The 22,015-nt window shown below is 43.1% G+C and carries 16 protein-coding genes and 1 tRNA gene; 3 read left to right on the forward strand and 14 right to left on the reverse strand.

All coding sequences use genetic code 11. The annotated features are described in order from the left end of the window. Positions 1 to 15: 15 nt before the first annotated feature. From FD05_RS01555 to FD05_RS01565, 3 genes are all read right to left on the reverse strand, one after another. The gene (locus FD05_RS01555; protein WP_020281948.1) at positions 16 to 948 is read right to left on the reverse strand and encodes a Ppx/GppA family phosphatase; all 933 of its coding nucleotides are present in this window, start codon (positions 946 to 948) and stop codon (positions 16 to 18) included. A 23-nt stretch (positions 949 to 971) separates the two neighbouring features. After that, positions 972 to 1,988 carry a tryptophan--tRNA ligase gene (gene trpS, locus FD05_RS01560; protein ID WP_020281947.1) on the reverse strand — a complete coding sequence of 339 codons (1,017 nt, stop codon included), beginning with the start codon at positions 1,986 to 1,988 and terminating at the stop codon, positions 972 to 974. 269 nt (positions 1,989 to 2,257) lie between these two features. After that, a complete protein-coding gene (locus FD05_RS01565) occupies positions 2,258 to 3,205 on the reverse strand; it encodes an NAD(P)-dependent oxidoreductase (RefSeq protein WP_020281946.1) in 948 nt (315 codons plus the stop codon). Between the two features lie 186 nt (positions 3,206 to 3,391). Between FD05_RS01565 and helD the strand changes: the two genes are divergently transcribed. Further along, the gene (gene helD, locus FD05_RS01570) at positions 3,392 to 5,701 is read left to right on the forward strand and encodes an RNA polymerase recycling motor HelD (protein ID WP_020281945.1); all 2,310 of its coding nucleotides are present in this window, start codon (positions 3,392 to 3,394) and stop codon (positions 5,699 to 5,701) included. A gap of 387 nt (positions 5,702 to 6,088) precedes the next feature. Here helD and FD05_RS01575 read toward each other — a convergent pair whose 3' ends face one another. Continuing rightward, positions 6,089 to 7,417 (reverse strand): dihydrolipoyl dehydrogenase family protein, encoded by a 1,329-nt coding sequence (locus tag FD05_RS01575; RefSeq protein WP_020281944.1) that lies wholly within the window; start codon positions 7,415 to 7,417, stop codon positions 6,089 to 6,091. A 177-nt stretch (positions 7,418 to 7,594) separates the two neighbouring features. On the opposite strand from FD05_RS01575, the gene FD05_RS01580 reads away from it, so the two are divergent. Further along, positions 7,595 to 8,572 carry a polyprenyl synthetase family protein gene (locus FD05_RS01580; protein ID WP_020281943.1) on the forward strand — a complete coding sequence of 326 codons (978 nt, stop codon included), beginning with the start codon at positions 7,595 to 7,597 and terminating at the stop codon, positions 8,570 to 8,572. Between the two features lie 224 nt (positions 8,573 to 8,796). On the opposite strand, the gene cydC is transcribed toward FD05_RS01580, so the two are convergent. The 4 genes from cydC to FD05_RS01600 all read right to left on the reverse strand — a co-directional run bounded on the left by cydC (position 8,797) and on the right by FD05_RS01600 (position 14,930). Continuing rightward, positions 8,797 to 10,539 (reverse strand): thiol reductant ABC exporter subunit CydC, encoded by a 1,743-nt coding sequence (cydC, locus tag FD05_RS01585; RefSeq protein ID WP_020281942.1) that lies wholly within the window; start codon positions 10,537 to 10,539, stop codon positions 8,797 to 8,799. Next, the gene (cydD, locus tag FD05_RS01590; RefSeq protein WP_020281941.1) at positions 10,536 to 12,266 is read right to left on the reverse strand and encodes a thiol reductant ABC exporter subunit CydD; all 1,731 of its coding nucleotides are present in this window, start codon (positions 12,264 to 12,266) and stop codon (positions 10,536 to 10,538) included. The genes cydC and cydD overlap by 4 nt, the downstream gene beginning before the upstream one ends. Positions 12,267 to 12,469: 203 nt before the next feature. Then, positions 12,470 to 13,483, reverse strand: coding sequence for a cytochrome d ubiquinol oxidase subunit II (gene cydB / locus FD05_RS01595; protein ID WP_020281940.1), 1,014 nt, complete (start codon positions 13,481 to 13,483; stop codon positions 12,470 to 12,472). Continuing rightward, a complete protein-coding gene (locus FD05_RS01600) occupies positions 13,476 to 14,930 on the reverse strand; it encodes a cytochrome ubiquinol oxidase subunit I (RefSeq protein ID WP_020281939.1) in 1,455 nt (484 codons plus the stop codon). The genes cydB and FD05_RS01600 overlap by 8 nt, the downstream gene beginning before the upstream one ends. Positions 14,931 to 15,273: 343 nt before the next feature. On the opposite strand from FD05_RS01600, the gene FD05_RS01605 reads away from it, so the two are divergent. Next, positions 15,274 to 16,899, forward strand: coding sequence for an NAD(P)/FAD-dependent oxidoreductase (locus FD05_RS01605; RefSeq protein WP_020281938.1), 1,626 nt, complete (start codon positions 15,274 to 15,276; stop codon positions 16,897 to 16,899). 62 nt (positions 16,900 to 16,961) lie between these two features. Here the strand turns inward: FD05_RS01605 and FD05_RS01610 are convergent, their stop codons facing one another. The 6 genes from FD05_RS01610 to FD05_RS01635 all read right to left on the reverse strand — a co-directional run bounded on the left by FD05_RS01610 (position 16,962) and on the right by FD05_RS01635 (position 21,888). Continuing rightward, complete coding sequence (locus tag FD05_RS01610; RefSeq protein ID WP_020281937.1) at positions 16,962 to 17,741, reverse strand: ABC transporter ATP-binding protein; 780 nt, start codon at positions 17,739 to 17,741, stop codon at positions 16,962 to 16,964. Further along, on the reverse strand, positions 17,722 to 18,687 hold the full coding sequence (locus FD05_RS01615; RefSeq protein WP_039933296.1) for an iron ABC transporter permease: 966 nt from the start codon (positions 18,685 to 18,687) through the stop codon (positions 17,722 to 17,724). Before FD05_RS01615 ends, FD05_RS01610 begins: the two co-directional genes overlap by 20 nt. Further along, positions 18,684 to 19,589 carry a heme ABC transporter substrate-binding protein IsdE gene (gene isdE / locus FD05_RS01620; protein WP_020281934.1) on the reverse strand — a complete coding sequence of 302 codons (906 nt, stop codon included), beginning with the start codon at positions 19,587 to 19,589 and terminating at the stop codon, positions 18,684 to 18,686. The genes FD05_RS01615 and isdE overlap by 4 nt, the downstream gene beginning before the upstream one ends. A 17-nt stretch (positions 19,590 to 19,606) precedes the next feature. Next, entirely contained in the window at positions 19,607 to 20,425 is an 819-nt protein-coding gene (locus FD05_RS01625) for an NEAT domain-containing protein (protein WP_039933295.1), read from the reverse strand. Next, on the reverse strand, positions 20,409 to 21,587 hold the full coding sequence (locus tag FD05_RS01630) for an NEAT domain-containing protein (protein ID WP_039933294.1): 1,179 nt from the start codon (positions 21,585 to 21,587) through the stop codon (positions 20,409 to 20,411). Before FD05_RS01630 ends, FD05_RS01625 begins: the two co-directional genes overlap by 17 nt. A gap of 228 nt (positions 21,588 to 21,815) precedes the next feature. Then, positions 21,816 to 21,888, reverse strand: a tRNA-Thr gene (locus FD05_RS01635). Between the last annotated feature and the right edge of the window lie 127 nt (positions 21,889 to 22,015).

The following is a 22,015-nucleotide window of genomic DNA, read 5'->3' on the forward strand; positions in this document are numbered from 1 at the left end:
GTGCAATTGCCAGCTCTACTCTGTGCCATATTCTTTTTGAATATATTCTGTAATGATCCCCTCACGGACACCACTTTCGGAAAATAAGACTTTTTTGGCGTCAATTTTTTCCATTAAAACAATCAAGGGCAACAAACCACCAACAATAATGTCAGCACGGTCATGCTCCAGTCCTTGAATTTTTCGTCGGCGGTTCACATTCCCCTTCAACAAATTCAAATAGGTTCGGTTCACCTGTTCAGCAGTTAAATGATAACCATGAATAGCATCAATTCTGACCATGTTTTGCCGACGTCGGTTAATTCTCGCCAAGGTTCGATTGGCACCACCCAGAAGGACTAACGGCTGATGGGCAGCCCGGCTAAGCCAGTCAATCTTTGAATATATTTTACGAATGTTAAATTGCGCGTTAAACAAATTGGCACCAGTAATGTTATCACTCAAATGATATCTTTCAGTGATATTGACCGCACCAATCGGAATACTGGTAAGGTTGGCACTTTGGCCGTTGTTAACTCGGATTAGCTCACAACTTGCCCCACCAATGTCCAAAATTAAACAGTTATTGATTCCGAGTCGGTTAATCACACCTAAGTAATCATAATAGGCTTCCTGATTACCCGTGAGAACTTGCAGCGAAATGCCAATTCTGTCCTTGACTGCTTTGAGAAATTTCGCCTGATTTTTAGCTTGACGAACCGCAGCAGTCGCAATCCCAATGACCTTCTTAGCTTGGTATTGGGAATAGATTTTTTTAAAATTAGCGAGCGACTGGATCGTCCGTTCCATGGCAGCGGGCTGTAAAATCTTGCCTCTGCCCATGCCTTCAGATAGTCTGCTATCGCTTTTAATCCGCTTGATTTCATGGTAACTGCCATCATCAGTAATCTGGTTAATTGCCATTCTGACTGAATTTGAGCCAATATCCAAAATTACAAGGTTTTCCATCCCTGCCACCCTTTCTGGACATATTAGTCAAAATAGTTAATACCAATTGCATCACGAACTTCTTTGAGGGTCTGGTTGGCAACCTCGTTGGCGTGTTCACTGCCTTTTTTGAGAATGTCGTATACGCCTTGTTCATCCTTGGCGTATTGTTCACGGCGTTCACGAATTGGTTTGAGCTCTGCTTGAAGGACATCGTTCAGGTAACGCTTGATTTTAACATCACCAAGGCCACCGTGACTGTATTGATCCTTCAAATCTTGAACCTTCTGCTTATCTGGATCAAAAATGTCAAGGTAGGTGAAGACCGTGTTGCCTTCAACTTGTCCAGGATCTTCCACGTGGATATGGTTGGGATCGGTGTACATTGACATCACTTTCTTTTGAATGGTGTCTTCGTCATCAGCAAGGTAAATCGCATTGCCTAATGATTTACTCATTTTGGCATTGCCGTCCAAGCCGGGAATCCGACCCATCCCTTTAGGTGGGAAGTAGCCTTCCGGTTCAACCAGAATGTCATCGTTATAAACGGAGTTAAAGGTCCGCACAATCTCTCGGGTCTGCTCCAACATTGGTTCTTGGTCATCGCCGACCGGCACCGTTGTGGCTTTAAATGCAGTAATGTCGGCTGCTTGACTGATTGGATACATTGCAAACCCAACTGGGACACTTTGACCAAACTTTTTCTGCTTAATTTCATTCTTAACAGTTGGGTTCCGGTTCAATCGCGAAACGGTAACCAAATTAGAGTAGTGCTGAGTCAATTCTGGGAGGGCCGGAATCTGTGACTGAACCAAAATTGTCGACTTCTTGGGATCAATGCCAACAGCTAAATAATCCAAAGCAACTTGGATCAAACTGTGACGAATTTTTTCTGGATCCCGTGCGTTATCAGTTAACGCCTGCATATCCGCAATCATGATAAATGTTTCGTAGTCACCGGAATTTTGTAATTCTACCCGATTCTTTAATGAACCAACGTAATGGCCAATATGTAACTTGCCTGTAGGTCTGTCACCTGTCAAAATAATTTTCTTTGTCATCCTAACCATCCTTTCAAAAAACGCCCTATTGCTTTAACAATAGGACGCTTATACGTGGTACCACCTAAATTGTAACTAATATCAAGTTACCGCTCATGACGATATGGGCGTCACCCATTTAATATCCAATTCGTTTCGTCGTGGTCGTTTTCAGCTAACCGGCCTCTCTGTTATTGACGATTCTACTCAGTTTTTAATAACAATTTAATTTTACTGATAAACGGCTAAAAAGTAAACCCTGTTTCAACGTAAAATGATAGAAGATTTGGTTAATATCCCGCCGAGAGATCAACCTTGTTGACAGCGACCTCACCGGTTTGAATGAAGCTTGCCAAATTCTTATACAAAATATCAAAGGCCTCAGCGCCATATTCCTGGAAACCACCAGAAATGTGGGGTGTCAAAATAACGTTATCCATTTCCCACAAGGGCGAACTTTTTTCCAAGGGTTCGGATTCAAAAACATCCAGTCCGGCACCAGCTAATTTGTATTGATCCAAGGCATCAATTAAGGCTTGCGTATCTACCGAAGGCCCACGACCAACATTAATGAAGACGGGGTGGTTGATCATCTCATCGAAGAATTCCTTGTTGAAGAAGTGCTTGGTTGCGGGTGTTAGTGGCATAATATTGATCACAAAATCAGCTTTGGCGGCGCGATCAGTCCCTTGGTCATCTGTCACCACCTCATCAAAATGGGCAACGGGGTTGCCATGCCGGCTGACCCCGACCGTCCGGGTGCCAAAAAACTGCAGCTTCTCAGCAATCGCCTCACCAATATGACCAGTCCCAAAAATCACGGCTGTGCGATTTTTTAAGGTGTAATTTTGCATTCGGACCTGATCACCAACCCATCTTTTGTCAGGTCGGGCAGCGGCAGTTGTCACAATACCGCGGGCAAACGACAAAACATAGGCAATGACTGTTTCGCTGATTGGTTCTGCGTGAATGCCGCTAACGTTTGCCAAAATGATGCCCTTCTTTTGAAATTCACTTAAGGGCATATAATCTACTCCGGCAGAGTTTGATTGTATAAATTTCAGCTTGGGAGAAGCCGTCAACACCTCTTCTGCGTGAGCGTCCCAGCCATAAATGGCGTCAATCTCTTTTGAATTGTTGTCATTGAGATCTTGAGGTTCAATCACTTGAACATCTCCAAGGCCAGCCAGCTTGGTTTGCTGCTGCTCAGTTAAATTGAATAAGTCTAGAATTTTCATTTTTCCATCCCTTTCATTTCGTTAGCATTCCACCAAAAGTATACGCTTGAAATTCAATCGAAAACAGAAAAGTCCTTTCAGATTATTTTGAAGGGACAACTCAATTGACATCGCTTGTAATACCAACTAAAATTGTCGAAGCATTCTTAATTGACAATCGACCCGAATCCGAATGGAGGAACCCTTTTGGAAAATAACGAAAAGAAAACCGAACAGTTACGTGTGGACAAGGTTGTTGAAAAAATCGACAAGAAAATTATCAGCGCTGATGATGAATTAAACCGTGCCCACGCCGAAACCAAGAAGGTTCAACAAACCTATTCCGATAACACCTCCGTCAACTACTTTGAAGTCGACGACAGAATTGAAACCAGTGCTGAACTGCAGCAGCAACGAGGACTGGTTTCTCGTTTAACCGAAAACGAATCAATTTTAAAAAATCAGCTTTCGACTTTGAAGGACTTAAAGAAGTCGCCCTACTTTGGTCGGATTGATATACAAGACGAAGATGAAGATGAAACCGAGAAATTATATATCGGGATCGCGTCATTTGAAAATGAGGACGGCGAATTTCTGGTGTACGACTGGCGGGCACCGATCTCCAGTGTCTACTATAATGGCACCCTAGGTGAAGTGGCTTACGATACGCCGATGGGCCAACAACAAACTAATTTAAAAAAGAAACGCCAATTCCAAATTGTCGACGGGCAAATCCGTAACATGTTTGATACCAACGAAACGGTTGGCGATGAGATGCTCCAAAGTGCCTTGGGTGAACAAAACGATGAGTACATGCAAAACATCGTTGCAACGATTCAGCACGAACAAAACGACATTATCCGAGACACCAGAAGCAACTTATTGGTTGTGCAGGGAGTCGCTGGGTCTGGCAAAACTTCCGCTATTTTACAGCGCATCGCTTTTCTGCTATATCACAGTCGTGACACTTTGGAAGCTGATCAAATTATTCTATTCTCGCCTAACAAGCTCTTTAGTCACTATATCTCAGAAGTCCTCCCCAGCTTGGGTGAGCGCAACATGCGCCAGGTGACCTTTGATGAGTTCATCGATAATCGTCTGAAAGGGCTCAACGTCCAAAGCTTATTTGAACGCTATGAGACCGACGTTGATCTAACCGACCAACAAAAACTCGTCAGAGGATTTAAAGAGTCCGCCAAGTTCATGGATGAACTTCAGGAATACTGTGATAATTTGCAGCCATCACAAATTTTCTTTAGTGACATTATTTTTAACGAATCAACATTCTTTAGTAAAAAGGAAATTCAAACTATTTTTGATAGTTTCCCCAAGGCTGCCAAGGTTTATGACCGCTTTCTCCACACCAAAAACGAATTAATTAAGCGGCTCAAGCGACGGATAGACGCCGAAACCAAAGCAGATTGGGTAAATGACGAAATCGATCAGCTCAGCAATGAAAAGTATCACGACTTGTTGGCAGGTAAAGAACTTGGTGAATTCCAGAACGAAGATGCTGAACGGTTCTACATTGCCAGAAAGATTGTCAATGACCGACTTCGTGTCGTCTACGATGCAATTTTTAATGACAACTTTTTTGACGCCTACCTGCAATATGCTGACTTCTTGAAAACTGTCGATTTGCCACAGAACATTGAAACACCCCAATGGCAGCAATCCGTCGATGAGTTTAATCACTCAATTGAATTTCATTCGATCAAGTTGGATGATTGTGCGCCATTGTTGTACATGCGCGACTATATGTGTAATAGCGGTCAAAATAATACCATGAAATATTTATTCGTCGATGAAATGCAGGATTACTCCGTGGCCCAGTTGAAATATCTGCGTTACGCATTCCCACAGACTAAGTGGACACTGCTGGGCGATAGCGAACAGGCCCTCTTCAAAGATGTTGAGCAGCCAAAGGAAATCCTCGATAAATTAAATGCTGCTTTCCACGTTCGCCGATCACGTTTGATCAGCTTAATGCGGTCATATCGGTCGACACTTCCGATCACGAGTTTTGCGAAATCAATTTTGCCGAACGGCGATGACATCGAAGCTTTCAATCGACCGGGTGACATTCCAGAATTAATCCTGGCTGCCGGCTTTGACGATGGCATCAAACAGCTCAATAAGATTGTGACTGACCAGCGAAAAGAATACGCTACAGTAGCCATTTTGACTAAGAATATGACGGAAGCCAAGCAAGTGTACGAAAAATTGTATTCGCTGGGTGATGTGACTTTGCTTCAAGATGCAGACAGAACTTTGCCTAAAGGCATTTTGGTGCTGCCAATTTATTTGGCAAAGGGACTGGAATTTGATTCGGTGATCGCCTGGGATACATCTGAAAAAAATTATCCTGATGAAAGCCTGTTGGGAACCTTGTATACAATCATCACCAGGGCAATGCACCAACTCACCCTGATTAGTTTGGGTGATGTCACACCGTTAATTACCGACGAAAGTCTGACTGACCGAAAGATTAAGATTGAGAAGAAAATTCAAAAGTAGAGAGTGTGGAGCAAACCGGGTAGCTTCGGAGCATTTATCCAATAACCAGTTTTGCCGCGTTTCTTGCGGGAAGGCTGGTTATTAGATAAAGCGGACGAAGCTGGTTTGTGGAACACATTTTAATCAGAGTGTGACGAGACCTGGGAGATGCGGTTTCTAAGACAACTTTGGCAGGGAACCCAGATCTTGGGTTTCTGCCAAAGTTGTCTTAGAAGTTAGCATCTGGGTCGTCGGAACACGTTTTCTCTATATAACAGTAAAGTGCCTTGCAATCCATACTGCATAAACAAGAAGAGAAGCCCTAACAACGAAAAAAATTCATTGTTGGGGCTTCTCAGCTATTTTCTGACAACACTGGCATACTGATTCAACCAATTTTCATGGTATCTAGACCAAATACTGCACGTCACTGGCAAATGTCGGATAGGCCAGAATTTCCTTGTTAAAATCACTAATCTTCATTTGCTTATCAATCATCAACGTAAAGATATTAATCAAATAATCTGCATGGTTGCTCAAAACAGTTGCCCCCACAACGGTTTCCGTATCGCGATTAATCACGACCTTGGCCTTTGCGAGCGGTTCATTCAACCGGTGATAACTATACCAAGCCGTCATATCATTGGTGATCAGCATGTACCTGCTGTCATCTGCAGCAATACTGGATGGCAGTCCGACTTGACCAAGTGATGGCTGGCCAAACACAATCGTTGGAATTGAATTGAATTGAATCTTATCGGCGGCACCATTGAAGTAGTTTGCCAAATAGGCAGCTTCATAGCCTGCAACCGGAGTTAACTTTGGACGTTTAGTGCTTACAACGTCCCCCATCGCAAAGATATTCGGATTAGATGTTTGCAAATGATCGTCAACAATCACCCCATGGGCATCTGTTTTAACGCCAACATTTTCCAAACCGATGGTGTCGACATTTGGAATTCGACCTGCTGTACAGAAGACCATATCGGTTGGCAGTCTGAAATCATCCCCCGATAAGACGAACTGATCACCAACCTGGGTGATTTCTTCGACATCGGTATCCATATGAAAATCAACGCCTAATTTTGATAAATGATCAACTGCCTGCCCGACCAACTGCTGATCAAATTGCTTGAGTGGCCGATCATTGTGGTGGATCAAGTGAACTTTCGCTCCGGCTGCGTGGGCAATCCCTGCCAACTCAAAACCAATGTAGCCACCGCCAATGAAGGTCACATCTGCCGGCATTTCATCAAGGTTCAAAAAGTCCGTGCTGGTTTTAAAAAACTGTTTGCCCGGAATATCTAGAATAGCCGGCCGCTGACCAGTTGCAATAACGTATTTGTCACCAGCAAGGACTGCATTGCCGGCTTCTAGCAAGCCATCCTGATTAAAATGAGCATGTTCATGATACGTATCAACCCCATCTGATTTCAGACCATTTTGAGTGGCAGTTGAAATTGGATTGGTGTACTGCCGCTTATGCCGCATCAAATCCGGCCAATTAACCGATACTTTACCGGAAATCCCATTCCCTTGCATATCAGCAACTAATTGGGTCACTTCAAGGCCAGATAATAAAATCTTCTTTGGGTCACAGCCCCGATTCGGACAAGTCCCACCAAATAAATTATCTTCAACAACCGCCACAGTTTTATGCTGCCTCCGCAAGGAATGCGCCAATGAACCACCGGCAACACCCCCACCAAGGATGACAACATCATATTGTTTTGTCATTTAATCTTCTCCCATCAATTGAAATTTGATTTAAGCCCTTTAATATTTTACTTTCTTGAATCTTAAATCCATTGTAGAACACTTCCGAATTATTTCCACGCTACCTTAATTGACAACTCCCCGCGGAATTTGTATCTTAGATAATGTAATTAAAAATTTATTAAATTGAGGTATATCATGGTCCATGCACTTTGGCGTCAATTTCCACGCATTAATTTAAGATTAATCGCTTTGGAACCTTATTTGTTAAACGCCGTTAACCTTCCAAATCAGCCGATTCACGATAAAATCATTGAGTTGTTAAAATCCGGCGGCAAGTTCCTGCGTCCAGGTTTCTTTTACATCTATTCAGAATTCGGCGAAAAAACCGACCCGGCAAAGATCAAAGCTGGTGCTGCTGCAGTTGAATTGTTGCATGTTGCAACATTGATTCACGATGATGTGATTGACGATTCACCACTTCGACGTGGGGTGAAGACAATTCACACTCAATATGGCCAAAAAAACGCCATCTACGCCGGTGACTACCTCTTCACGTGTTACTTTACCCAGGTCCTCAAGTCAACCCAGGAACCCGCTGATATGAAGCGACACGTTGATGCGATGCAAATCATTTTGGCTGGCGAATTAGATCAGATGAAATATAACTTTAATCAGAAAATGACTGAAGCTGATTATTTCCACGAAATCACAGGTAAGACTGCTGAACTGTTTCGGCTTTGTTTCCAGCAAAGTGCCATTGTGACACATGCACCAGCAGAAATCGTTAAGCTGGGCGGCGAAATTGGCCTGACAATTGGTCAAGCCTATCAGATTCTCGATGATATCTTGGATTACAGTGGTGATCCTCACCAAACCAAGAAACCCGTTTTGGAGGATTTGAAATCTGGTGTGTATACTTTACCGCTGATCTTTGCAATTCAGCTGGCACCGGATGAATTAAAACCGTTGCTAGATAAACGTGAGAAATTATCCAATGACGACATCGCCAAAATTCGCAATATTGTCATCAGTTCCGGCGGTCTGGCAAAAGCTGTCGAGTCTGCCGATCAACTGACTGAAAAAGCCGAAACGTTGATTGGGCAATTGCCTGAGCAGAAATCTAAACGTGATCTTCAGACATTGACACGGATATTGTTAACGCGGAAACAGTAATTTTATCATAATAAAATGCCACAACCCTTTGGTTTTTCCTTTGGGTTGTGGCATTTTCTGGTTTTTGTGGTGTTTGTGGGGTTTGAATTTGTAGGTGCTCGACTTTTATTTAGCCGAAACGTGTTCCGACGGGTCTGATGCTAACTTCTAAGCGCGCTTTGACTAAAGTCCAAGAACAGGACTTCAGCCAAAGCACCCTTAGAAACCGCATCAACCAACCCTCGTCACACTCTGCCCCTATCCAAATCATACAACTGCCTAAACCTTGCCTGGCTCTTATACAATTCCTGCGGGGTACCCTGCATATCGAACTCGCCGTTTTCCATGAAACGAACCTGGTCCACATGGGCGATTCCTGCCAAATGGTGGGTGACCCAGATGATTGTCTTATCGTGGAGCAGCTCGAACACTTTATCGAGCAATTTCTTTTCCGTGATTGGATCCAAGCTAACCGTTGGCTCATCCAAAATGATAATTGGTGCATCCTGGAGCAAAATTCTAGCCAACGATAACCGTTGCCGTTCTCCACCTGAGAAACGTTTACCGGCCTCTTGAACTTGGGTATCATACTTATCCGGCAACGATTCAATCAGATCTTTCAATCCAACGGCCGCAATTGCGTCCTTTACCTGCTGGTCAGTCGCATTAACATTTCCTAACCGGACATTGTTCATAACCGTTGTATCAAACAAATAGGGCTGTTGGTCAAGGATTCCGAACAACGATGAACGGACATCTTGTAAATTCAAGATGTTCTTATCGTTAACTAGAACCTGACCATCGGTAGGCGTCAAATCGCCGACAATTAATTTGAGAAAGGTACTCTTCCCGGTTCCACTAGGTCCCAGCAAGGCAACCTTTTCGCCCGGATGAATATCCATCGAGATATGCTTGACGACGTTACGTTCACCATCCGAGTATTTGAAAGTCAAATCGTTAATCGCAAGTTCCTTGAACGGTTCCGTTAACGAAGTCTGCTCAACTGTTTTGCCGGTACCGGAATCCAGTGCATTTACCCGTTCAATCGAACGTCGATAGACTGGCCATTCACTGGCACCCTGACTCATGTTAACAAATGGCGAAACTGCCGGGAAGATTGCCAATGCAAAGGCTGCGACCCAGTTCGCCAATGATTTAGTTGCAGTAAATTGATTTGCGGACCAAATCAACAGAACCAATGTTGTCAGTAAAATAATAAATTGAACGAAGAATGACCGCCACCACTGGAAGTAATGATCTTGTTTCCGGAGGGCGGCAATTTCTTTGATTGGTTTCTTCTGTAAATCAATAAAGTCATTGTAACGGCCGGAAATCAACCAGTCGCCTAATCCCAAAACTTCATCAGTCAAATTTGTATAGAATTCGTGTTGAATTTGATGTTGCTTGAACTCACGAACACCATTGGTGGCAACTGATGCAAGCGGCATTACGATCGTGATAATTCCCAACAGCAACAGCATTAAGATACCAACAACCCAGTTCAGTGAGCCAACGCCGATGACCACGAAGATGTACAGCAGCCAGCCGATAACCATCGGAAAGACCGTTCTTAAGTATAAGTTTTCAATATGTTCAATGTCATCCGCTAAAATACTTAAGATATCCCCGGTCTGATGAGAACGCTGAATTGCCGATGCCTTTTGTTCAACGGTTTGATACAGTTTTTTCCGGAAGTCCGATACGATCCGGAGCACCCAGTTATGACTGGTCAACCGTTCAACGTATCTGAAAACAGGTCGGGCAATCCCAAACGCTCTGGCCAAGACAACTGGTACATAAATATAAATGATACTGGATGGCTGTCTGGCAGCTTCACTGATCAGATAACCGGAGTTAAACATCAAAGCACCGCCAGAGAAAAAGGTCATAAATCCTAAGAACAAGACCAGAATCAGTAAACCTTTATACTTTCGTAGGTATGGCATGACCCAAGTATCATTTGCAAACGTTTTTCTCAAATTTTTCATAGGTCAGCCGCCTCCATTTCTGCACGAAGTTTGACATAATCGCCATTACGCTTGGCCAATTCGTCAGGGGTTCCCTGTTCAACCAAACGCCCATGATCCATGACCAAGACGTAGTCCATTTCACCAATCCAGTGAAGTCTGTGCGTTGCGAAGAATACCAGATGGTCATTGAAGACTGGTAAAATATCCTTCTTCAAACTCGCTTCGGTTTCGATATCCAAATGGGCGGTTGGCTCATCAAATAAGAGCACTTTCCGATTTGGATCAAGGAAGGCTCGGGCTAAAGCAATCCGCTGGGCCTGACCACCACTCACCGTTCTGGCACCTTCACCAATCATGGTGTTAAGGCCATCGGGCAAAGTTTTGATCCAGTCAGTCAGACCGGCTTTGTCGGCCGCATTGGTAATTGCTGCTTCGGTTGCATCAGCGACGTAAAACGAAATGTTATCCGCCAATGTTGCGTGGAACAGATATGGATTTTGCGGAATGTACAGGAAGTTTTTCTGCCAATTGGCCTGGTTTAAATGCGGTACCGTTTGACCGTTGATTGTAATCGAGTCGTGACTATCAGGTGATAAGAAGCCACCAATCAAGTTAATTAACGTTGATTTTCCAGATCCAGAAGCACCAATAATGCCAATCTTCTTCATCCCTTTGATATCAATTGAAATATCCTTCAAAGTCGGTTCTTTGGTGTCGGGATAAGTCAATGACACTTGGTTCAACTTCAAAGTTGAATCATTGTTCCATTTCAAATCAGGCAACACTTCACGTTCTGTCATCTCAGGTTCGTGAAGCACGTCCAAGACGGCACTCATGGCGTTTTTACCGTTCAAAGTAGCGTGATAATCGTTGGCAAAATTTCGAATGGGCAAGAAATACTCAGGTGCCAACACCAAAATAGTCAATGCAGGCAGGAGCATCACTTTGCCATCCATCAAATCAAAACCAAGAAAGACCGCAACCACAGCGATTGACAATGTCGTGAAGAAATCCAGGGCAAAAGTTGAAGTTAAGGCGATTTTCAGCGTTGACATGGTTTCTTTTCGATAAGATTCACTGACTTCATAGACATTGTCGGCATAGCGCTTAGAAAGCCCGAGCTGCTTTAAAGTCGGTAAGCCTCGTAATGTATCGACAAAGTGGTTGGAGAGCCGCTGATAGCCCTCATATTGCCGATCAGCCTTACTCTGCGCTGCCAGTCCAAGAATAATCATGAACAAAATGATAATTGGAAAAATTGCAAATAAGAAAATGGCCTGTTCCCAGCGCAAGAAGAGAACATACAGCAAAATCAGCCACGGTGTGATCGACATATCCAAAATCTTGATAATGACTAACATCAAATAAGTTTGCACTTGGTCAATTCCTTCAAGTGCCATGGTAACGATGTTACCAGTTCCCCGTTTATCAATTTCTGCCGGGCCGAGGCGAAAAATCTTTGCCATCAAATCTTCCCGCATGTCCCCACTCGTTTTTTCAACGAATGGAAACAGGAACCGGTTCTCTGTCACAGTTAATAAATGGCGCGCCAAGAACGCAACTGTGAACACGATGGTCGGTCCAACAATGGTGTTAATCGACTGTAAGTTCCATAAGTTCACGATCGCGATTGACAGCGCTCGTGCTTGAGCAATTATTGCGATTGCCTGAATGAAAACCAGGATACCCAAAATTGCGGCATACTTTTTCATCCCCGGCAGATCAAACAATCTTTTATCAATCAAACTTTTCACTCCCCCAGAACAAAATTAATTACATTACCTAGTATAAAGAATTATTGCGCACAATGAAATATGTGAGCGGTTTATTTATTGTTTTATTTGGGTAGTCAAACGAGAAACAACAAAAATGAGGTCGGAACAAAAGCATCAGCTTTTGTCTCGATCTCATTTTTCTGACTCCGAAAATTCCGGGGTCTTAATTTACACTATTCGATAGCTTGCTTTGGTGACTTGATACGCTTGTAGAATACCCAGTAACTCCAGATGAAGTATATCAAGACAATCGGCAAGATAGTAAATGTCAAAATCGTCATCAAATGCAAAGTATATGGTGAACTTGATGCATTTTTAATTAAAATTGAATTTGCGCTGTTCGTAGCAATCATAACCCGTGGGAACAGTCCGTTGAAGATTAAGACAACCACACTGATCAGTGAAAGACCACTGGCAATGAATGATGCCCAATCGTGACTGGATTGTGCGCCCCACCATGCAGCTAAGGTGAAGATTACCAAGGCGATTAAGATTCCCCAAGTTGACATTGGCTTGAGAGTAAAGAAATCAGTTGTTAAGTAAAGTAGGATAACAAAGACAACTTCACCGGCAAGCAAAACAGGGTAAAGAATCTTACTCCACTTTTCAGCTCGTTCTCTTAATTCACCAGATGTCTTCAAACGTAAGAAGTTCAAACCGTGAATGAAGCATAACAGTGAAACTGCAACGCCACCAACGATTGAGAACCAGTTGACGTAGGTAGTGAAGCTACCAAAGATGTCACCATTTTTGTCAATTGGAACACCTTGAATCATACTGGTGAACATCATTCCAAACAGGAAGGCAGCACAGAAACTACCAATGCTTGATGCCCACTCCCAGAAGTTACGCCACGTATCCGTCTGCATATTAGCTCGGAATTCAAATGACACACCTCTGAAGATCAAAGCAACCAAAATTAAGAACAAAACAATGTAATATCCTGAGAATAGTGAAGCGTACCACATTGGGAATGATGCAAACATCGCACCACCGGCAGTGATCAGCCAAACTTCATTTCCATCCCAGTGAGGCCCAATTGTTTGAATGACGGTGTCACGTTCTGCCCGGTTCTTAGCAAAGAATCGAACGGACATCCCGATACCAAAATCAAAACCTTCGAGGAAGAAGAAGCCACTAAACAACACGCCAATCAATAAGAACCAAATAAATTGATAACTAGTCATTATGAGCCGCCCCCATTTCATATGGATCTACCTTTTTGTCAGATTCTTGAGGTTCAGTTGAGTAACCGTCAGTAATGACTGAATCAGGTCCTTGCTTGAGAACTCGGTGACTCAAGATAATCATGACAGCCCCCAACGATGCGAAGATCAAGAAGTAGACAATATTGGTAAACATCAAACTTGCCACGGTAGATGTTGGTGATACCGCATCGGCGATAGTCAGCAGTCCGTAAACAACCCATGGGTAACGACCAAATTCAGTAACGAACCAGCCACAGGTGTTAACAATAAATGGCAGCCAAACCATCAAGCCCATGAGGTATAGGAACCAGCGTTGCCTCATAATGCTTTGAGACTTCTTACGGTTGAACCATAAGCCGACAATTGCAACTAGACCAAACAGTCCAGCAGAAATGGCCATGATTCTGAAGCTCCAGAACAAAGTCTTAGTTGGTACGTAATAATTCCGAGTTTGCGAATTATTGTTGTACTTAGCCTTTAATTCTTTGTTAACTGTTTGTTGACCCTTAAATGTTCCATTCAAGCTATGATGGCCCAAAATATTGAGAACATACGGAATCTCGATGGACCAAGTCTTGTCGTGACCCTTAAAGCCAGAGGCCAAAGCCCAGTCACCCTTATTTGTAGAATCTTTGTAAATACCTTCCATTGCAGCAAACTTCATAGGTTGGTTGTTAATCAGGTAACGTGTTTGAGTATCACCTGACCAAACAGAACCTAAGCAGGCACAAAGACCGATAATCAATGAAACTTTCATGGACTTACGATAGAAGTGTTCGTGATCCTTCTTGAGTAAGCGCCATGCTGAACAGCCAGCGACAACAAATGCGGCAGTTAAGAATGCACCGAAGATAACATGTGGAAATTCATTCCATAGTTGACGGTTCATGATAACAGCAGAGAAACTAGTCATTTCAACTTTGTGTTGAGCAGCGTTCATTGCGTAACCGACTGGGTTTTGCATAAAACTGTTGGCGGCCAAAATCCAAAGAGCAGATAATGTCGAACCAAATGCTGTCAGCCAAATGAATAAACAGTGGACAACTTTATTGAAACGGTCCCATGTGAACATCCATAGGCCAATGAAAGTTGACTCCATGAAGAAGGCTGCCAAAGCTTCAATTGCAAGTGGCGCACCGAAGATATCCCCCATGAAACGTGAATAATCCGACCAGTTCATACCGAACTGGAACTCTTGAATAATACCAGTAACAACTCCGACGGCAAAACTATACAGGAAAATCTTCCCCCAGAATTTTGTCATATTTTTGTATGTGTCATCCTTGGTCACAACGTAGCAGGTTTCCATAATTGCGACAATAAAAGCTAAACCAATGGAAAACGGTACGAAGAAGAAGTGAAACACAGTGGTCATCGCGAACTGAAACCGCGACAGCCCAAGCATTGTGATGCCAATATTTAACATTGTTGTATCCCCCCTTACTAAATATTAATGAGTTATCCTCATATACCCTTATTGTATATAGAAATGGTTCAACATTCAATCAAAATACTAATTAATTATCAGTGAATGTTCATAATCCTGTACCACGATGGACACAATTTGTATAAAAATGTGGAAACGCCATCAATCAATCTAATTCAACGATTATTTTTAAATGACAGTTGTTTGTGAAATTATTGCAATGGCTTTCATTAGACAATTGACTACCCCACATTTATAATAAGGGTGATAAGATTAGTTTATGCTATCATTGTAATTTTCTAAAGCAATCTTATTTCAATTATTCCAAAGGGGGAAAATATCCATGACAAAGAATATTGTCGTCATTGGTGCCGGTTTTGCAGGCGTTTACGCAACCAAAAAATTGGCTAAGCGATTCAAAAGCAACTCTGACGTCCAAATTACCTTGATCGACCGTCACTCATACTTCACTTATCTCACTCGACTGCACGAAGTAGCAACCGAGCGGGTGGCACCAAGTAGTATTCAGTATGACCTGCAACGAATTTTTCACAAGCAAAAAAATGTGCAGTTAATTACTGATAATGTGACCGAAGTTGATAAAGATAAAAAAGTTGTGACTGGTGAAAATGGCACTTATCCATTTGATAGCTTATTGATCAGTATGGGTGGTGAACCTAATGACTTTGGCACGCCGGGTGTTAAAGAAAATGGTTTCACTTTATGGTCAATGGAAGATGCGCTTCGTCTTCGTGCACATATTCGTGACGTTGTTGCCAAAGGTGCCATTGAACGTGATCCTGACAAGCGTCGGGCCTTATTAACCATCGTTGTCTGTGGTTCCGGATTTACCGGTGCCGAAACAATTGGTGAGTTGATTGATTACAAGAAGGTTCTTGCAAAGGACTACAAACTTGATCCAAGCGAAATTCATGTTCTCTTGGTTGAAGCTGCCCCAACAATCATCAACATGCTTGATCGGACCAACGCTGCGCATGCTGAAAAATTCATCAAGAGCAACGGCATTGAAATTCGAACTTCTTCAATGATCACCTCGGTTAACCCCGACAGTGTTGACATTAAAGATCAAGACTCAATTCCAACCAACACCTTGATTTGGACCGCCGGTGTTAAAACCAATCATGTTGCAGATAGTTTCGGTATTGATGCCGGACGTGGCGGACGTTTGGTAACCAACCAATATCTTCAAGCTAAAGGCTTTGAAGATAAAAGTATCTATGTTGCCGGAGACGATGCCAACGCCACTGAGCAAGGCGCAGAACGTGCCGTTCCACAAACTGCTCAGGAAGCTGAAAACGAAGCACTTGTTTCTTCAGCTAACATTGCTGCTGATATTGAAGGCAATCACAACTACACCGAATTCCACGACAAGAACATGGGCTTCACGGTTTCATTTGGAGCTAAATACGGGATTGCCCAAGTCTTCGGCGGCAAACGAATTCGTGGTTGGATTGCAACCATTATGAAGCATGGTACCAACCTTATGTACTTCATGAAGATTCATTCCGGTTACTTTATGATGCAGTATCTACTAGAAGAATTCTTCAGAGTTGATAATAACCGAACTGTTCTCCCCGGAATTACTGCCCGTCAAAGTAATGCTTTATGGAGCGTTCCGTTGAGAATGTTCTTGGGGATCGTTTTAATGGTCGATGCATTTTCAATTAATACGATTATCCCAGTCGGGTTTGGACTAACGGCAATTGAAGCAGTTATCGGCTGCTTATTGTTCTTTGGTCTATTCACTTGGATTGCCAGTTTGGCATTAATTGTCATCTTCTTTATGGGAATTGCCAGTTGGCCGCATGCTTGGATCGTCTTTGCAGCCGTTGCATTGATGAATGGTTCAGGTCGTTCATTCGGTTTGGATTACTGGTGCGTTCCGTGGTTACAAAGAACTTGGGGCCACTCACGTTATGGTGTTCCAAAGTCAATTTACAAGAAATAATGTTTAATTAGAAAAACGAAGCGCTGAGTAATTAATTTTACTCAGCGCTTCATTTTTTGTTTTTAGATTATTTTCTTTTCATCATCCGGAATTTCAACAATATACTTACCATAATTTGGAACATCAACAATTTGAATATTGGTTTCAAATATTGATGCTAACAACTGACGGTCATAACATTCTGCTGGTCGGCCAGTTTTAATCAACCGCCCCTGCTTTACCAACCACAACTGATGACTGATTTTAAACGCTTGATTGATATCATGAAGCACCATGATAATCGAAATGTGCTTCTGTTCATTCAATTGCTTCAAAATTGCCATCAATTCGGCTTGGTAATGAATGTCCAAATACGTGGTTGGCTCATCGAGTAGTAAGTATTCCGGATCCTGTGCAAGTGCTGAGGCCAGCCAAACTCGCTGGCGTTGGCCGCCGGACAATGAAGAAAGTGGTCGTTGGGCCAACAAGTCCAAATGCGTGGCGTGAATGTAGTTAGCCACTTCATCGTCAGCAATCGTTGCCAGCAGATTATGGTGCGCTAGTCGACCGGTTTTAACCACATCAATCACTTTCATATCGTCAAAAATATCATTTTGTTGGCTGACTACCGCGATTTTGGTGGCCAGCTGCTTGCGTGGAATCGTTGCGATCGACCGTCCATCCAGCAAAACTTCTCCGGCTGACGGCTGGATGATGCCGGCCATCAATTTTAACAGTGTCGATTTACCAGCACCATTTGGACCAATGATCGACAAAATGCCACCAGTCGGAATTTTGGCACTAATGTTGCTCAGTAGCGTGGGTTGCTGAGGATAATGATAGCTAACTTGATTTAAGTCCATTAAAATTCTTCCTTTGCAGCATCAAGATTAGGAAAGGTCCGCCGATAACGGTCATAATGACGGCCGCAGATAGTTCACTTGGCAAGACTACAATCCGGCCAAGCGTATCGACCACTAATAACAGCCAGGCGCCCAGCAACATTGACAACGGAATGATTGTTTGATAGTCCCGCCCAACCAGGTAGCGAACAACATTGGGGACAACAATTCCCATAAAAGGAACGGTGCCAACAACTGAAGAAACGCCTGAGGAAAGATAAACAACCACTAACAACAGTGTCATTCGCATCACAGTGGCGGAAACGCCTTTTGTTTGCAGCTGTTCTGTTGATAATTTTAAATAATTGGCCCATGGCGAGACGATCACGGCAGCAATCATGCCACTCACTCCGAGAAATAACAGGGCTTCGGTTTCGGACCAAGTAATCCCGTTAAATGAGCCAGTGGTTTGCGTGCCAAACCCGTTGGCAAAGAGCTGCTCAAATCCGGTAAAGGTCAGCATCATTGCGACACCAATAATAATCAAGCGGTACGGGCTCCGCAGAGCTGGTCCCCGAGTTAACAGGAACAACGCAAACAAACCACCTAAAATGGAAAGAATAAACTTGTTCCCTGGGAATGCTGGTAACAGCAATGCCCCAATCATGATAAAGAAATCAGATGCACTGGTCACCCCTAAAATACTGGGATCAGCCAAGACATTCCGAAAGGCGGCCTGGCTGGCAGCACCTGCGACGGCCAGCATCCCACCACAGAGCATGGCGGCAAGAATCCGTGGGAAACGGATATTGACTAAAATATCCAATTGGTTGGGATTACCACCTTGAAACGCGGTCATCATTTGATGAGGGGAAATGAAGCTCGCACCCACCATCATCGCAAACAAAATGGTGACGACAAGCATCACCAAAATGATTGAATACCATATTTTTTCAGATTTGGTCAATTCGAACTGCTCCCTTCCTTGGGATATAGCCAATTCGAAACGATCTTCAATGCTTTTGAAGCCCTCATATTCGCTGTGGCATCAAAATTTGGTTCTTGTAAATCATAAACGCGGTGATTCTTAACGGCAGGAATCGTCTTCCACATTGGATCAGATTTAAATTCTGAATTAAATTGCGGAATGACAATATTAGGCAACGCATGGGCTAATCTGAGAATCACCTGCGGTTGCGCTTTTTTAATTGCTTCATCATTGGGTGAAACAAACTCTTGTGTCTTTGACGAGAAGACATTGTGACCACCTGCAATCGAAACTAAGTTGCCAACGTAGGACTGATTAGTGGCAATCATATACGATGCACCTGGTAATCCCATTAGAACAAGAACGCGCGGCATTGTTTTGTGCTGTTTGGCAACTTGCTCAACTTGGTGTTCTGACTGATTGATCTCACCGACGGCCTCTTTAGCCTCGGATTGACGGTCATACTGTTTACCCATTGAAGTGACCGTTTGCTTTAACTTGGCGACACTCGTCAAGTTCAAAAAGTGTGGCTCGATATGACGTTCTTTAAATGCCTTACCAAACTGATGCTGCAATGTCGTGACTGAATACACAGCAGTGGGCTTGAGGCTGGCAATCTTTTCAACGCTCGGATTCATCGGATTACCAACTCGGGCAGCATGTGAATATCGTGCTGGAATTTTATTCTGAGTTGTTGGAACCCCCACCAGAGGCAAGTTCAGTTTATCGGCAATTTGGACCACCGCAAACGTGGTCGCAACCACCCGTGCTTTTTTCTGGTGGTTGGCAGCCCCGATGTGGCTCATAAATAATCCGGCAAAAGCCCCCACAACGAGCACAAGCGAAAGCACAATTAAAGCAATCTTACGAGATCCTTTCATTATAATTGTTGCCCCCTCTAGTGCTTAAAGTAAATCCAGAACCCAGCAGATAAGCCGGCAATGACCGTGACACCACCGACAATCCAAGGAACGCCACTCGTTTTAGCTTGTGGTTTGGTTGAATCTTTTTTTGCAGGCTTGGTCAGATTGCTACTTGATTTACTTGGCTGTGATGAATCTTTTTTGGAAGACGTTTGTTTGGGCTTCTGCTTGTCCTTTGTTTGGGCCTGCTTCTTTGCCTTAGCAGCCTTCTTCACTTGTTTGGGTGTGGTAGCTTTCTTTTGACTGCTAGTTTGCTTAGGTTTAGTGGAACTGCTGGTTGCAGCTTTGGCAGTCGCAGCTTTATGTGTGGTAACGTGATGAGTAACCGCAGCAGAATGCGTCCGCCCTAAGGATGGAAGACCGGCAGTACTAAATTTAAATGAAATTAGATGATGCGCTTTGTAAACTTTTGGGACATCAATTGCCAATTTTGCATTGATCCGCTTTTTTAAATTGTTCGTATAAAACGAATAGTACATATGTGAATTGCCAGCACGATCTTTGATACGACGAACGTTCAGCGGTGCCTTGCCATTTACCCAATTGACCTTAACAGGAAAAGAAGATAAACTCTTAGCTGTCCTGATCTGCATCGTGACATAGTACAGATGGTTTTTGACAACCACATTTGCGGGTTTGACGAAATAGCCATCTGCCATTGAAGTTTGATTGGTACCATATCGCAATGGATGATAAGCAATCGTTTGAGCGTTGGCTGGGACGAATGATACGAAAAACAATCCCAATGCAACGATCATTCCCAAAAGCCATTTTGATTTATTTGACAGCTTCATGATTATTCCCCCAAATAAAGGATAATCCTGACACCAAAGCTAAGCCAACAACTGATAAACTGGATTGGCTTGAATCGCCAGTTTGTGGTAATTTGGTTTGATCGGGTTTAGCAGGTGTGACAGCTGTTGAAGTTGCTACAACTGCAGCGTGCTTGCTGGCTTTTGCTGGTGCCTTTTGACTAAATTTGAAACGAATTGGCCAAGTGGTACTAATTTGGGCTTGAGGAACAACCACATGAATCGATCCCTTAATCACTTTCTTCAAGGTCTTGAATGACGAAACGTTGAATGAATATGTCATCGTGTAGTAGTTCGTGGTTTTACCATAGTTTACAACAGATGACTTTACTTTGCGGCCATTGATAGTGACAGGACGAACTGCTTTTGAGCCTAACTTTAAGTTCTTCTTATAAGCCACTTTCAATTGGACGTTGTAATGCTTGGCAATCTTCTTAATCACTGCAGTCCGAGTGTAGTATTTGTTAGCCATTGACTTGGAGTTTGAATCACCCTTTAACACAACGTACTTACGAGTAGTGGTAGGTACCTTGGCTTTAGAAGTTGCCTTTTTAGTAGTGGTTACAGTTGTTGGTGCAGGCGTTGTTGAACTGCTGGTAGCGGATGGTTCGGTTGTACTGCTACTGGTAGCTGCTGGCGTGGTCGTATTTGTATCAGTGCTGTTATTTGTGGTACTCGTATCAGATCCAGGAACCTTTACAGCTGCTGCCCAATTAAACGAAAAGTCAGCAGTCTCATACATTGTTTGGATGATTGGAATGTTGTACAACGTGAAGCTAACAGGCATGATGTTGCTAGGGTTTGTCAGATTAAATGTCAAAGTCCCATTATTACCTGAAGTGATAACAGGTCCAACACTTTGACCCCCCATTGTCATACTTGCAATGTAGTTAGCACCATTTGTGGTCAGAACCGTCTTGTATGTTCCGTTAGAAACTGTGACTTGAGCAGTCTGGTCAAAAAAGTGATTTGCCATGGACTGCGAAGTGCTGCCACTTTTGAGTAAAGTAACCGGAACGGTATATGAGGCGTCACTCAGATTAACTGAATCAGCCTTAGCGGTACTTGATAATGCTCCCCCTACAAATGTGAAAATAATTGCTACAAAAATAAATTGAATAACGTGCACAAAATTTCTTTTCATGCGTGGATCCCCCTTTAAATATAAAAATCATTGTACACAGTAAGTTTACCATTAATGAACCAGGTAGAAACTATAAACTTGTGAATGTTTAGGCAAAAAGCATTACTCTTTTTAAAGCGCTTCCTTGCCTAATGATTTATATTAACAGTAAGCATTAAAAAGTCACTCGAAGGCCTTCTCCAAGTGACTTAATTAATCTGATTCAGATGTTAATCTTTTATGTATATAAGCCATTGCCAGGATTTGAACCTGGGACCTTTTCCTTACCATGGAAATGCTCTACCTTCTGAGCTACAACGGCATTGTGATCGAAACAGCATAAATCGATAATATCAAAAAAAGCATCGATAGTAAACACTATCGATGCTTTCAAAATTGCGTGGCAACGTCCTACCCTCGCAGGGGGCGATCCCCCAACTACTCTTGGC

The sequence above is a fragment of the Lentilactobacillus otakiensis DSM 19908 = JCM 15040 genome (assembly GCF_001434145.1).
In the GTDB taxonomy this organism is placed as follows: domain Bacteria; phylum Bacillota; class Bacilli; order Lactobacillales; family Lactobacillaceae; genus Lentilactobacillus; species Lentilactobacillus otakiensis.